A 14170-nucleotide genomic window follows, 5' to 3' on the forward strand; every position below is an offset into this window, starting at 1 on the left:
TCTGGCGCCAGGGGAGTTTGCTCTCCTGGCCGCTCCCCCGACTAGGCGTAGCGCCTTACTTCAATATTGTTTCGCTGTACTGGCCCGATTCAGCAAAATGACGGGAATAATCCCCGTCGCTACGATAAACATGGCGGCCAGCGCGCTGTGTTCCAGCAGTTCATCCGACGCATACTGATACAGATACGTCGCCAGTGTCTCGAAGTTGAACGGGCGCAGAATCAGTGTGGCGGGCAGCTCCTTCAGCACATCCACAAACACGATAATCGCCGCCGTCAGCATGCTGCGACTGAGCAAAGGCAAATGCACCTTGGTGAGAATGGATAAAGAGCTGTGTCCCAACGTGCGTGCGGCTTGATCCATAGAGGGAGTGATGCGGCCCAGTCCGCTTTCGGCGGAACCGAGGGAGATCGCCAGAAAGCGTGCGGAGTAAGCGTAAATGATGGCGGCGATGGTGCCGCTGAATATCAGGCCCGTGCTGGTGTTGAAATAGTCGCGGGCGACGCCGTCGATGCCATTATCCAATGCGCCCAAAGGCACAATGACGCCGATGGCCAGCACTGCGCCGGGCATGGCGTAGCCGACCGAGGCCAGGCGCGCCATGGATTTATTAAGTGCGCTGGGAGCGATACGTTGGGAGTAGGCCAGCAAAGCGCCGACAACGACTAAGAGCGCAGCGGCGATAGTCGCCAGTTGCAACGAGTTCATCGCCAGACGGAAGAACTCCGAATTCCAGGTGACATCAAAATATTCGATGGAGTAGTACCCAAGCACGGAAGCAGGAACCAGGAAGCCGAAAAATACCAATAAGAAGCAGAATGCGGAGGCGATGAACCCAGACTTACCGGTGAGTTGCGTCGGCGTCAGAGGTCGTGTGCGGCCGCCGCTTTGATAACTTTTGGACTTGTGCCTTGAGGCGCGCTCCAGATAGAGCAAGGCCAGGGCGATGCCCACCATCAATGCGGCGATTTGCGCCGCTCCGCCCACATTGCCAAGGTTTAGCCAGGTATCGTAAAGCCCGGCTGTTAACGTCTGGACGGCGAAAAAGCTGACGGTGCCAAAGTCGTTGAGAGTCTCCATCAGCACCAGCGCCAGACCTACTGCGAGAGCAGGGCGAATAATCGGCAGCACAATGCGATAAAAGGTGCGCAAGGCACCGGCGCCCAGAGAACGGCTGGCCATCAATAAACTGTCTGACTGCTCCATCAAGGCGGCCCGACAGGTCAGATAGATATAAGGATACAGAACCAGGGAGAACATGATGATGGCGCCGCCCAGACTGCGAATCTGAGGGAACCAGTAGTCCCGCGGCGTGCGCCAGCCGAACCAGTCTCGCAACAGCGCCTGTACTGGACCGGAGTATTCCAGTAAGTCGGTATAAACGTAGGCGATGACATAGGCGGGCACTGCAAAGGGAAGTAGCAGCGCCCAGGAAAACAGTTTACGTCCGGGAAAACGATAGAACGCCACCAGCCAAGCGGAGGTCACGCCAAAGAAAGTGGCCAATAAGCCCACACCAAGCATCAGGAAGAACGTGGCTTCCAGATAGCGCGGCAGCACTGTGCTCCACAGGTGTGGCCAAATATTCTCTGTAGGGAAAAACGCCACATAAATGACGGCGAGCAGAGGGATGACGGCGATCAAGGCGACAATCGCGCTGAAAAAACGCCAGCGGCGGGCGTCTGGAGAGCCCGTCGTCGCGTGTTTGGAAAGCTCCCGTATAACCGGGGCTGATACTGCTTCCATTAATGGGTGACCTTACCGTCAGTTCCCGAATTTATAACCGCCAAAGCCGAAGCGCACAGGCTTCGGCTTGTTATTGGGTGGTCGTTGTGTGCGATCAGCCGTCGAAGTCGACTCTGTCCACCATCTTCACGGCTTTCTCGCGCAGTTCGCCGATTTTGTACAAAGGTAGCTCATCACGCTTGAACTCACCCCAGGAAAGCACCAGGCCAGAAGGTTCTACGCCGGGTTTGACCGGGTATTCATAGTTCTGCTCGGAATACATTTTCTGGGCCAGTTTCTCAGTTAAAAACTCCATCAGCTTGATGGCGTTTGCTTTGTTGGGGGAGCTTTTGGTCAAACCAACGCCGCTGATATTCACATGAGAACCACGATTTTCCTGGTTGGGGAAAATCAAATTGACCGCGCGGGCCCATTCGATCTGATTCTCATCCGTCAGCATCAAGCCGTAGTAATAACTGTTGCCTAGGGAAACATCGCAAATGCCGTCTTTAATCGCTTTGACTTGCGCCCGGTCATTGCCCTGGGGCTTGCGAGCCAGATTTTCTTTTACGCTGCGCAGCCACTCTTCCGCTTTGGCTTCGCCGTGGTGGGCGATCATGGAAGCGATCAGGCCAATGTTATACGGGTGCTTGCCTGAGCGCGTGCATATGCGGCCTTTCCACTCTGGCTTGGCCAGGTCTTCATAGGAAATGCTTTTTACGTCGGTGCGTTCTTTGGATGCGTAAATAACGCGGGCGCGGGCGGTGAGACCAAACCAGGAGTCGTCCTGCGCTTGATATTGTTCCGGAATGTTGGCGTTTAAAACGTCAGATTTTACTGGCTGCAGCACCTTGGCGTCAGTCAGTTCCTGCAATTGTCCTATGTCTGTGCTTAACACCAGGTCCGCGGGGCTGTTGGCGCCTTCGCGCTTCAGTCTCTCCGCCACGCCTTCTTTGGCGAATACGACATTGACCTTGATGTTGGTTTGGTTGGTGAACGTATCAAGTAAAGGCTGGATCAGAAACTCCTGGCGGTAGGAGTAGACGTTGACTTCCTCCGCAGCTTGGGCGGCAAGGGGCGTCAAACAGAAGGCGGAAAGGAGGGCGGCTTTGATAACCGAGGCGGTCTTTTTTTGCATGAAAAGAGTTCCCAACAAATAAAAGTAAATATAATGAAAATAATTCTCAGTAATTTTGTAACAGTGTCAAGCCCGCATAAATCGGACCCGCTATTTGAAATCTCCTCGCAGGTGTGGAAAATCGAACTGCTTTGCGTGCAAGAACAAGCGCTTAACAACGATTGTGTCCTTATATTACTGGGTGTGAAGACACTAAGGCGCATTGACGAAAACAGTGTTGACCTGACCTAAAGCAACTCATCCCCTCTTAAAAAAGCTGATGAGAGACCTGGAAGCAAGGCAAATAAAGAAGAGTTAGAAGAAGAAAGCGAAGCAAGAATACCTGGCGAAATAACAACAGCCTGAACCACATTGGAGAAAATCATGACCATTCGCCTCCATACCGAGCGCATACTGATGCTCCTTCCTGTATTAAGCGCGCTTGGCGGCTGCGCCACGGAATATTCTCATTACGGTCGTTTCGTCGCCGAGAATTCCGCAGGGGAGGAACGGGAGTTTCTCATTTCCTGGCGGACGACGGAGAGCGTGAGTGGAGAGGTGACCGCTGTCACTCCTGTTACGCTTCGCACCCAATGCAGTGATCGAGAGCTGCTGTTCATGGAGCCAGGGCAGGGCGGCGACGCCTGTCGAGGGAATCAAGAGACTGGCGTGGTCTGGTGTGGGGAGCCAGGACAGGATCTGTCGTTAGAAGGTAAGGCGTTAGTTAATTCGACGACCTTATGCGGGGCGATCACAGATGAAAACGGAGCAAGCCAGATCGCCGACCTGGGGCGGGTCATGCAATTGCAGGTTTCTTGTTGGCCGGCGCGAACAATAGTTAAAACGGATGATGGCTCCGGTAATCTGGACTATATCAAAGCCTCTTCCGTTCCTTATATAGTGTCGGTCAAGCGGGCGGAAGCCGGCGGGTCGGAAGACAGGCCGCCAGCGCTTTCGGAAACTGTCTGCATAACGGATTGATGTCACGGCGATGCCTGAAGAAGTGTGACACCTCCCGCAAAATCCGTGAGAACTTGTCTATATTTGTACAAAGCGTAAGAAAACTTAATTTTTTTGTAACCGAAAGCCTACCGAATGCAGTGGCTTCTTTCCGTTATTGTGGGAAATATAGTCATCATGTCGTAGTGGAGCTTAGAGCAGACGCTCTATGAGGTTGTATCTATGGCCGCCAAGAAGACACAAATAGCGGTAAGTGAATTACAAATCGGGATGTTTGTTGCGGATTTAGACCGTCCATGGCATCAAACTCCATTTCCTATTCAGGGTTTTTATATTCGCAGTGCGGATGATATTCGCGCATTGCAGTCCTTTTGTCGTTCGGTATATATCGACCGGCCGTTGACCCGCACTGAATATGAAAAAATGGAGAGCAGCGGCAAAGAAGAGCTGCTGTTCAAATTGGGCTCATTGTCTTCCGGTAAATCCGTTGAAGAGCACCGTCTGACCCTTCCTCCTATTAAAATCCGTCGTCCCGCCAAATACGAGCGCCAAAGTACGCTGAAGCATGAAGTAAAAGAAGCGGAAAAGCTGACGCATCGGGTGAATCAGGCGCTGGACCGCGTTTTCGCCAATGTTTGCTTAGGGCAGGCGCCGGATATTGTTGAGACTGAAGAAGTCGCCGCCATGATGGTGGAGAGCGTTATTCGCAACCCCGACGCCATGCTGTGGTTGTCCCGTGTCAGAAGACGGGATGAATACGCTTACTCACACTCAGTAGCCGCCAGCATTTGGGGATTGGTGTTTGGTCGTCAGCTCGGACTTTCCAGAAGTTACCTCAAGGATTTAGCCACTGGCCTGTTGTTGAGCCAGGTAGGCAAGGCGAAAATGCCGCAAGAGCTATTGCAAAGCGCCAAATTCCTGGACGCCGCCCAGTACCAGCGCTACAAAGGTTATGTGGACATGAGCGTGGCGATCCTCAAATCGGACCCCACTATTTCGCCAAGAGTGATCAGTGTGGTGGAATATCATCGCGAGCGCCACAACGGTTCAGGCTTCCCGCAAGGGGTGACTGGCGACAAGATTCCTTTGCTGGCCAAGATAGCTGGGCTGGTTGATCATTATCAGGAAATGCTGGAACCGCGCGCCGGCGCGGAAGCGATGACCTCGCTGCAAGCGGTGACGGCGCTATACCATTCCCGCAATATTGAATTCCAGGAAGACCTGGTGGAAAAATTCATTCAGTGCGTCGGCATCTACCCGACCGGCGCCACGGTCGAATTGAGCAATCGCGAAGTGGGCGTGGTCATTCAGCACAACATGGAAAGGAAATTATGGCCGACCGTGATGGTGCTGTTGGATGAAGACAAAGCGCCGCTGCGAACCGCCAAGGTGGTGGATTTGATGGCGTTTAATATCAAACAGGGCAATGAAGACAGCTATCTTCACATCACCCACAGTCTACCCAGCGGAGCCTATGGCATCGACGCCTCTCGCTTTCAGGTGACCGGCGCCAACAGCCGCTGGAGCCTGCGTCACTTCATGGGATGATGAGGCGTGATGCGGTTGACGCTATAGCAGCGTTACCCGCATCACCTTCTGATACCAGCGATAGTCTCCTTCCAGACGCATATTCACCACAATTTCCGTTTCCTCTCCCGATTCTCCCGTAATCATAAAACTGAACTCCCTGCTTTCCGGCGTTGGGTCGGGAACGATTGCGATGACGGAGCGGGGCGGGTCTGGAATTTCGCCGTCGGAATCCGGCAATTCATCTACCGTTTTCACTTCCAGGTCCGCCAGCCCGACGGAAATATCAATCAGCCGGATTTGTACGGTGAAGGTGCGCGTGTCGCCAGCATTGGCCTCAATGTGCTCGCTTTCCAGAAAGATATGCCCGCCTTCCCTGAGAAAGATATTGGAGCCGAGCGCGTTGACCCAATTTACGCCCACTGAGGCGGCGGCGACTGTTTCCAGCGGTGTTAGGTCGGAACAGACTTCACGCAGACACAGCTCCGCCACAAGGAGGTTTTCCGGGCTTTCGGGGAGGTCGTCCAGGTTTCCGAAGTTAGCGGGATCGATAGTAAAGTCCACGCCGGCGGCATTGACGGAGTTTTCAATCGTTGCGCGCGTGGAGTCGCGAATCTGAATGCCGTTTTCCGTATCGGAGTCAAAATCGATGGAAACCAGGAAGCGCGCTGTATTGACGGCGATATTCGACTCCGCGTTGAGCACCTGCTTTTCCTGCTCTTTATGAGTGCTGAGACCGCCGACCTCTGTGCCGGGATAGATGGTTTGCTCCCAGGTCGGGTCAAAGTCGATGGGAGTCATGAATCGCTTGATGGGAATGTCTTGCGCCAGCACCACGTCACCGACGAAGAAGGTGACAGTTTCACCAGGGTAGTATCTGAACTCGCCATAATCGCCGGTAACGCCGGATTGGCTTGCGGTGCGGTAGTTAAGGCCCGCCACGCCGGGTGAACCAAGATAGGCGGTCGCTCTGTCGTCGCTGGATTCTCCTCCACCGCCACAACCCGCCAGCACGGCGGCGAACGTCAGGGTCATGGCTCTTAACGGCCGTTTCATCATCGCTGCTTTCCTTTTTGTTTATTATTTATTCTGCAGACCAATAGCGTCCGTTTATTGTGTCTGCAAACAACAGGTTACGCGCGTGGTCGCTGCTGCGCGCTTAATTCAGGCGCTTATTGACGCAGATTATAAAGAGTGGGCGGGCGCTAAAAAGGAAGCCCATCGCAGTTTTCAGGGAAATGGACGATTAATTCCGTCTTTTTCATTGAAAAAAACGGGCGGCGACGCAATCTATACAGTCTTCCCGTAGATCAGGCCGCTGGCGCGCCCCTTATGCCTGACGCTCTCTCACTGGCCGCAGGAATCAGAAAGAAATATGACTACCGCACTGGCTATTCGCGATTTAAGAAAAATATACGGTAACGGTTTTGAGGCCTTGAAGGGCATCAATCTGGATGTGGAGGAGGGCGACTTCTTTGCGCTGCTGGGCCCTAACGGCGCAGGCAAGTCCACCACTCTTGGCATCGTATCGTCACTGGTGAACAAAACATCCGGCTCCGTCTCCATCTTTGGTCATGATCTTGATAAGGACCTGGTCAAAGCAAAACTGCAACTGGGCGTTGTGCCTCAGGAATTCAACTTTAATCAGTTCGAAAAAGTATTCGATATCCTCGTCACCCAGGCAGGGTATTACGGCATTCCCGCTAAAGCATCCAAGGACAATGCGGAAAAATATCTGCGAGAGCTGGGGCTTTGGGATAAGAAGGATCAACAGGCGCGTATGTTGTCCGGTGGTATGAAACGGCGTCTGATGATTGCGCGCGCGCTGGTGCATGAGCCACGGCTGATTATTCTCGATGAACCTACCGCTGGCGTGGACATTGAACTGCGCCGCAGCATGTGGACCTTCCTTACCAACGTCAACAACGAAGGCCGCACGATCATTCTGACCACTCACTATCTGGAAGAGGCGGAAGCCTTGTGCCGCAACATCGCCATCATCGATCGCGGCCGGATTCTGGAAAACACCAATAAGCGCGACCTGTTGAATAAGCTCAACCAGGAAACCTTCGTGTTGGATCTCACTTGTCGTCTGCAGGAAGCGCCGCGTCTGGAAGGCTATGGTTCCCGCCTTACCGCCGACGGTATGTTGGAAGTGGACGTGGACAAGCAGCGCAGCCTGAATGAAGTGTTCCAGCAGTTGGACCAGTTAGGGGTGAAAGTGAGCAGCATGCGTACGAAAACCAATCGCCTGGAAGAGTTGTTTATCCGCATGGTCAACGAGGATAAGAATGAGACAGGCAGTACGGCGAACGCAGAGGGGGCGCAGGCATGAACAGCGCGATTATGATTGCCTTCCAGACTATTCTGATCAAGGAGGTGCGCCGCTTCACCCGCATCTGGTCGCAGACATTGCTGCCGCCGGCGATCACCATGACGTTGTATTTCGTGATTTTCGGCAACCTTATCGGGCCGAGAATTGGAGAAATGGGCGGATATTCCTACATGGATTTTATTGTGCCCGGACTGATCATGATGTCGGTCATCACTAACTCATATGCTAACGTGGTGTCTTCATTTTTCGGTATGAAGTTTCAACACAGCATCGAAGAACTGCTGGTGGCCCCTGTACCGAACTACGTTATTCTGCTGGGATACGTTGGCGGCGGCGTCGCTCGCGGTCTGGCGGTGGGCGTGATTGTGACGGCGATCTCTCTGTATTTTACCGACCTGCAGATTCACAGCGTGCCGGTGGTGGTCAGCGTGGTGTTCATGACGGCGGTGCTGTTCTCTCTAGGCGGCTTTATCAATGCGGTCTATGCTAACAAGTTTGACGACATCTCTATTGTGCCGACTTTTATTCTGACGCCGCTGACTTATTTGGGCGGAGTCTTTTACTCCATCACGCTACTGCCGGAGTTCTGGCAGAATGTGTCATTGATCAACCCTATTCTGTATATGATCAACGCCTTTCGTTATGGCCTGCTGGGCGTTAGCGATATCAACCTGGGCGCGGCCTACGGCATGATTCTCTTATTTATCGTCGCGTTGTTCAGCTTTAGCATGCGCTTGTTGAACAAAGGCGTTGGCATACGCACTTAACCGGTTTGGAGAAGTAATTGTGGAACTGGAAAAACATACGCATCTGGGGAAGGCGACGGAATACCCTGAGGAATACTCTCCGTCCTGGCTGACCCCGATCCCCCGCGCCAAATCCCGGGAGACTTTGGGGTTGAGCGACGCGCCGGATTTTGTTGGCGAAGATTTATGGAACGGCTATGAGCTGTCCTGGCTCAACAGCAAAGGTAAGCCGGAAGTGGCGCTTGGCGTATTTCGCATTCGCTGCGACAGCCTCAATATCATTGAGTCCAAGTCTTTCAAACTGTACCTGAACTCGTTCAATCAAAGCCGTTTCGCTTCCCGTGAAGAGGTGCAAGCGCTGATGCAGAAAGATCTGTCTGCGGCGGCGGATGGCGAGGTGTCGGTGACATTGTTGTCGGCAAGAGACTGGCGCGATGAGCCCTCCTTCTGGCAGGCGGCGGAAAATCTGGACGGTCTGGATATCGAGGTGGAGGTGTATACCCCTGACGCCTCACTACTGCCCGATCCGGTGGGCGACGATGTAGTGGAGGAAACGCTGAGTTCGGATCTGTTGAAGAGCAATTGTCCGGTCACCGGACAACCGGATTGGGCCACTTTATATATTCACTATCGCGGTAAGCCGTTGGATAAAGCGGCGCTGTTGAAGTACATCGTTTCCATGCGTTCGCATCAGGATTTTCATGAGCATTGCGTGGAATCGGTCTATCTGGCGCTGATGCAACGATATCAGCCGGAGAAGTTGGCGGTGTATGCGCGTTATACCCGACGCGGCGGTCTGGACATCAACCCATTGCGCTCCAACTACCCGTTGACGGCGGATAATTTTAAGTTGCCTCGACAGTAGCTCAGACCTCACCTCGTCCTTTCTAGGGCAAGCCGCGCCTGAATACGTCTGGCGCGGCTGCCAACTCTATTCGCCACTGATAGTCACAGGCCTTTCGGCAATGCTATTCCGCCACTTGGGTCATCAGCTCTTTCTCGGTGATAAACCCCGCCACAATAATAAACGCCAGGCTGGCGAATAAGCACATGGCGAGATATATCGCGCCGAAAGCGCTGTAGGCTGCTTGCAGGGAGCTACTGCCGTGGTACAAGGTAGAGCAGATCACCACGCCAGCAGCGCCGCTTAACTCCCGCACGTAACCAAAGAAGGAAATGCCAACGCCTCTGTCCGCTGCGGGCAACACGTTTTGTACCGCGCAGGTCACTCCTGGCAAAGTGAAGCCGATTCCCAATCCAATTATTGGAAACAGCGACACGAACGCCACTTTCATCAACATCAGGAAGAAAGCGACGGCGATCAGTATGAACCCCACCAAAATGTGCGTCTTGTAAGCCCCTGTCGCGGCAATATGCTTGCCGGAAAAATAGGCGCTAACGCAGACACCAAGAGTGAACAGCAACATGCTATAGCCGCTGAGGGTCAGGCTGACGCCGTTCTGCACCTGCATTTGCAGCGGGAAGTAAATTAACGCCGCTGTCATCAGGATCTGGCTTACGCCCATCGTCAAGATACAGGCGGCGTAGTTGGGGAGCTTGAACAGATGACGCGGGACAACGGAGCGCTTTTTGTCCGTGAGCAGATAAGTCCAGGCCCCGGCGATAAATAAGGCTCCAACGAGCGAGAAGGCGTGGGGTAAGCTGAGGTCTTCGCTCAGCAACAAGATAAGCAGGGTAGTGGAGGACACCAATAGCAGCGAGCCGCCCCAATTGAACTTGTCTTCACGTTTGACGACTTTATCTTTGATGCTTTTTATGGCTATAAAGGCCGCCAACAGGGCCAGAGGAATATTGATCGCGAAGATCCAGCGCCAGCTCATATGCTCCGTCAACAGACTGCCGAATACCGGTCCGGCGATATTGGAAATCACATAGATGGCGGAGATGTAGCCCTGATAGCGGCCAATCTCCCGTGCTGGAATGGCGTCTGAAATCACCACGAACGCCAGTGAAATCAAAGCCCCGCCACCGACGCCCTGCAAGGCTCGGGCGAGTATGAGCGACTGCATATCGCTGGCGAGAGCGCATAGCAGTGAGCCAATGGAGAAAATGCCCAGACTGACGAGGATCACTTTGAGCCGGCCGAACAGATCGCTTAGCTTTCCGCAGATTGGAATGACGCTGGTAGCGGTCAGCAGGTAAGCGGTGACGACCCAGGCGATATCGTTCATGGCGTTGAGTTCCGCCCCGATGACGGGGAGAGGCGTAGTGACGATGGTTTTCTCCAGTGCGCCCAGAAAAATAAGCAGAGAGACGCTGAGTAGCGTTTTCTTGTGTGACATATGGGACCTGATTTTGAAAGGCGAAAAATTGCGCGCAGTCGCGCCGGCGCCTGTTGGGCCTGCGTGAATGCAATTGGGGCGGGGTGCGCGTCGAGGGATGACGCGACTTGGTTAGATCATGGCGAAGCCGACCTCCGTGTACTGAAATGTACCCATGTCGCACATCTCTGCGTCGCCGACGCCATGAGATGCGCGATGCTTACTTGCAAATCTTCTGTAATTTGTGGGGGAAGGGCGCGGTTAGTTACGCAACTTTTCCGCAGCGCTTTCGAGGGATTTCAGAATGCGCTCTTTGGCCTGGGCGCTGACCTTGCCAGCGTCCAGATACATGGCGAATCCTTCGGTTTCATGCTCGATAAAGCTCTGATTGCCGCCGATGTCGCGGCGTAAATCCACGACGGAGTAAATCGGCACCGGTTTGGTGAAGCCCTTCACCGTAATTTCGCCCTTATCCCGGCACATGGTAGTGTCCTTGATCAGCGCGAAGGTCTCGTAGGATACCAGAATTTCGCCGGGCGCCGCCATGGATTCGAGACGGCTGGCGAGGTTAACTTCTTTGCCTATGATAGTGTAATCCATACGGTTTTCCGCTCCGAAGTTGCCCACGGTGCAGTAACCGGTGCTAATGCCCATGCGAATTTCCAGCGGCGTGCGCACGCCTTGGCTACGCCACTTCTGCCGTAGAATTTTCATGTGCTTGCGCATCTCGATCGCCATCATGACGCAGGCGCAGGTATCTTCCTTGGCGCCGCGACTGCTGGGGTCGCCGAAGAAGATCATGATGCTGTCGCCGACGAATTTGTCGATGGTGCCGCCGTATTTAAGCGCGATCTGGGACATCTCGTTGAAGTAAGTGTTAAGCAGCTCGGTCAGACTTTCTGGCTCCATTTCCTCCGCCAGCTCGGTGAATCCTTTGATGTCGGAGAAAAACACCGCCAGGCGTTTACGCTGAGTTTCCAGGCGCACGTCGCGCTCGCCGGTGAAGATGGACTGCCACACCTGCGGTGACAGGTATTTGGCCAGCTTGTGAGACAGGGCGATGGATTGCTCGCGCTGAAACTGAATCTGTGACTTTGCCTGCACCAGGGCGCGGGCCTGTTGGTGCGTGTAGTAAGCAGTGACGCCGACATACAGCGAACAGGTGACGCCGCCGATGATGCTGACCACCATGGGGGTGGGCGGCGCAAAGCTCAGACCAAAATAGATGGACGCCACGGTAAAGCCGGCGAGAAAGGCGATATTGCCATACAGCCAGCTTTTCATGCCGCCGACGATTATGAAGCTAAAGTTCAGCATCAGCAGAAAAAACAGGGTGGGGGTGACGCTGAATTTGATCAGCACCAGAATCACGCCGCATAGAAAGCCGTCCACCACCATCATGCCCTGGCGGACCTTGGTGTTCTTCTGTTTATCGAAGAAACGCAGGGCGAAATACAGAATATGCGGCCATAACATGGCGCCGGGAATGATCCAGATAAGGTACTCGTCGAAATGCCCCTCCAGAATGCCGGCGACGATGATGGCGGCGCATACCAGATAGCCGAGCACCCGGGCGTTATAGTCCGGCATGGGCGGGATGGTCACCTGAGTCGGGGAGTGTGGCGTATTGGCGAGATGTGGAGGTATCGGCATCATTTGTGTCATAACCGCGAATACCGGTATTGTCCCGTCAGCATATTTTTCAACCTAACCAAAAGTCCCTGCGAGCTCATGGGAGTGGCAATGCGGCTCGCCGGTTTGCTGTTATCAAAAAAACGTCCTGTCCTAGCACGGATATACCCTAAAAAGGACAGGAATAGAAGGTTTTCCGGGTGGAAAGCGGGAGGCGCCTGCTCAACAGGCGTAGCGCGACGCATTGGTTGAATGCGGGATTGCCATGTATAAAGCCGTTGGACCGGCGTAAACCATCCGCCATAACTGCCGCCCTCTTCTGGTAGTATAGTCCACCAGCGCTTCGATCGCGTCTAAGGTTAGCAGTAATGGGGTTGTCGGACAATCTGTGAGACGGTTTTGTCCGTCGTTAGACAATCTTTAACCTTTTGAGTTGGCGTGAAAGGCAGGCAATGTGGCGCGATAGGACAAGCATTTTTCGACGGCCAATTGCATATATTTAAGAATCATTCCTATTTATAATCTGAACCGAATCAGCCGTTGGCCACTTATTGGCCTGACCGGCGGCCACACGGATAAACAACAGGAGCCACGTATAACGCCATGGCGGTATTAGATATTCTTGTAAATCGAACCTCCACCCCTTTGTTGCAGGCGCCGGCGCCGAGCCATGAAGAATTGCGCAAACTGTATCCGGTGATCATGCGTGCGCCGGATCATGGCCGCTTACGGCCGTGTAGGTTGATTATTGTAGAGGGAGAGGGGCTCGACGCGTTGGGGCGCATATACGGCGAGACTGCGGAGCAGGATGGTCAGGACGATGCGGCCAGGCAAAAGCTGGCCAAAGCGCCCAGTCGCGCGCCGATGGTGATCGTCGTGGTCGCCACCGTTCAGGAGCATCCCAAGGCGCCGGAGTCGGAACAGCTGATTTCCGCTGGCTGCAGCGCCTATGCGTTAATGCTGGGGCTGGAGGAACTGGGCTATGGCGCCATGTGGCGCACCGGATGGGTGGCCTACGATGAGCGCGTCAAGCGGCGCCTTGGTTTGGCTTCCAACGAACATGTGGTGGGTTACCTGTATGTAGGGACGCCGGCCAGCAAAGAAAAGAAAGTTCCCGAACCGCCAGCTTTTGAGGAGCGTGTCAGTTTCTTTACTGGCGAAGCGAGCTGATATCTCCTGCGACGTCGCATGTTTCTTTTCTGCAGGCGTCGCTTTTCCCAAATCTCTTCTGTATCTCCGTCGTCCTGCCTGAGCCTTTCGGTGGCGATGGTATTCCACTTGCCGCATGGCGTGTGCGCGCTTTCCTTCAGGGCGGTATCCCTTTGCCGCCTTCTGCCTGCCTGAAAATGCTATCCAACTGAAAAATAGAACAAAAAAATAACTGGCGCGGGACTTGCTGACATTGACGCAAATGACGATTGTCGCAGTCAGGCAACTGCAGAGGTGTTAGATGGCCATATCATTCGACAAAGCGCTGGGTATCCATGAGCAGGCGCTGAACGTCCGCACCAGACGGGCGGAAGTGCTGGCGAACAACATAGCCAATGCGGACACGCCTGGGTTCCGCGCCCGGGATATCGATTTTAAAGCCGTGCTCAAGCAGGCCAAAAGTATGGAGGATTCATTGGAAGTGGTCACCACTCACGATGCCCACATGGCGATAAAAACACCGGCGGAAGGAGCTCTGCTTTACCGCCAGCCTTTGCAGCCCTCCATTGACGGCAACACGGTGGATACGCAGACGGAAATCGTGCAGTACTCCAAGAATGCGCTGGATTTTCAGGCCAGCTTTGAATTCCTCAACAGCCGCCTGAAAGGCATCGTCAGCGCGATTAAAGGAGAATAA

The 14170-nt window shown here is 54.0% G+C and carries 13 protein-coding genes; 7 read left to right on the forward strand and 6 right to left on the reverse strand.

What is annotated here, in order from left to right; genetic code table 11:
- Positions 1–60 precede the first annotated feature (60 nt).
- From KP814_RS14255 to KP814_RS14265, 3 genes are all read right to left on the reverse strand, one after another.
- Entirely contained in the window at positions 61–1746 is a 1686-nt protein-coding gene (locus KP814_RS14255; RefSeq protein WP_216737392.1) for an iron ABC transporter permease, read from the reverse strand.
- A gap of 94 nt (positions 1747–1840) precedes the next feature.
- Positions 1841–2863 (reverse strand): Fe(3+) ABC transporter substrate-binding protein, encoded by a 1023-nt coding sequence (locus KP814_RS14260; RefSeq protein ID WP_216737393.1) that lies wholly within the window; start codon positions 2861–2863, stop codon positions 1841–1843.
- A 227-nt stretch (positions 2864–3090) separates the two neighbouring features.
- A complete protein-coding gene (locus KP814_RS14265; protein ID WP_216737394.1) occupies positions 3091–3228 on the reverse strand; it encodes a hypothetical protein in 138 nt (45 codons plus the stop codon).
- Between KP814_RS14265 and KP814_RS14270 the strand changes: the two genes are divergently transcribed.
- Both KP814_RS14270 and KP814_RS14275 read left to right on the forward strand, forming a co-directional pair.
- Complete coding sequence (locus tag KP814_RS14270; protein WP_216737395.1) at positions 3227–3823, forward strand: hypothetical protein; 597 nt, start codon at positions 3227–3229, stop codon at positions 3821–3823. The two genes, KP814_RS14265 and KP814_RS14270, sit on opposite strands and share 2 nt — an antisense overlap.
- A 201-nt stretch (positions 3824–4024) precedes the next feature.
- A complete protein-coding gene (locus KP814_RS14275; protein WP_216737396.1) occupies positions 4025–5350 on the forward strand; it encodes an HD-GYP domain-containing protein in 1326 nt (441 codons plus the stop codon).
- 21 nt (positions 5351–5371) lie between these two features.
- On the opposite strand, the gene KP814_RS14280 is transcribed toward KP814_RS14275, so the two are convergent.
- Entirely contained in the window at positions 5372–6388 is a 1017-nt protein-coding gene (locus KP814_RS14280) for a hypothetical protein (RefSeq protein ID WP_216737397.1), read from the reverse strand.
- 316 nt (positions 6389–6704) lie between these two features.
- Here KP814_RS14280 and KP814_RS14285 point away from each other — a divergent pair, with 316 nt between their 5' ends.
- Genes KP814_RS14285 through queF form a run of 3 tightly spaced genes read left to right on the forward strand, consistent with a single transcriptional unit; the run spans position 6705 to position 9275 of the window.
- Positions 6705–7664 (forward strand): ABC transporter ATP-binding protein, encoded by a 960-nt coding sequence (locus tag KP814_RS14285; protein WP_216737398.1) that lies wholly within the window; start codon positions 6705–6707, stop codon positions 7662–7664.
- Complete coding sequence (locus KP814_RS14290) at positions 7661–8431, forward strand: ABC transporter permease (protein ID WP_216737399.1); 771 nt, start codon at positions 7661–7663, stop codon at positions 8429–8431. Before KP814_RS14285 ends, KP814_RS14290 begins: the two co-directional genes overlap by 4 nt.
- Before the next feature lie 19 nt (positions 8432–8450).
- Positions 8451–9275 carry an NADPH-dependent 7-cyano-7-deazaguanine reductase QueF gene (gene queF / locus KP814_RS14295; RefSeq protein ID WP_216737400.1) on the forward strand — a complete coding sequence of 275 codons (825 nt, stop codon included), beginning with the start codon at positions 8451–8453 and terminating at the stop codon, positions 9273–9275.
- Between the two features lie 103 nt (positions 9276–9378).
- Here the strand turns inward: queF and KP814_RS14300 are convergent, their stop codons facing one another.
- Positions 9379–10713 (reverse strand): MDR family MFS transporter, encoded by a 1335-nt coding sequence (locus KP814_RS14300; RefSeq protein WP_216737401.1) that lies wholly within the window; start codon positions 10711–10713, stop codon positions 9379–9381.
- 240 nt (positions 10714–10953) lie between these two features.
- Positions 10954–12357, reverse strand: a complete 1404-nt coding sequence (locus KP814_RS14305; RefSeq protein WP_253938376.1) for an adenylate/guanylate cyclase domain-containing protein — start codon at positions 12355–12357, stop codon at positions 10954–10956.
- Between the two features lie 570 nt (positions 12358–12927).
- On the opposite strand from KP814_RS14305, the gene KP814_RS14310 reads away from it, so the two are divergent.
- Complete coding sequence (locus KP814_RS14310; RefSeq protein ID WP_216737402.1) at positions 12928–13494, forward strand: nitroreductase family protein; 567 nt, start codon at positions 12928–12930, stop codon at positions 13492–13494.
- A 280-nt stretch (positions 13495–13774) separates the two neighbouring features.
- Positions 13775–14170 (forward strand): flagellar basal body rod protein FlgB, encoded by a 396-nt coding sequence (gene flgB, locus KP814_RS14315; RefSeq protein WP_216737403.1) that lies wholly within the window; start codon positions 13775–13777, stop codon positions 14168–14170.

This window comes from Hahella sp. HN01 (genome assembly GCF_018986435.1).
In the GTDB taxonomy this organism is placed as follows: domain Bacteria; phylum Pseudomonadota; class Gammaproteobacteria; order Pseudomonadales; family Oleiphilaceae; genus Hahella.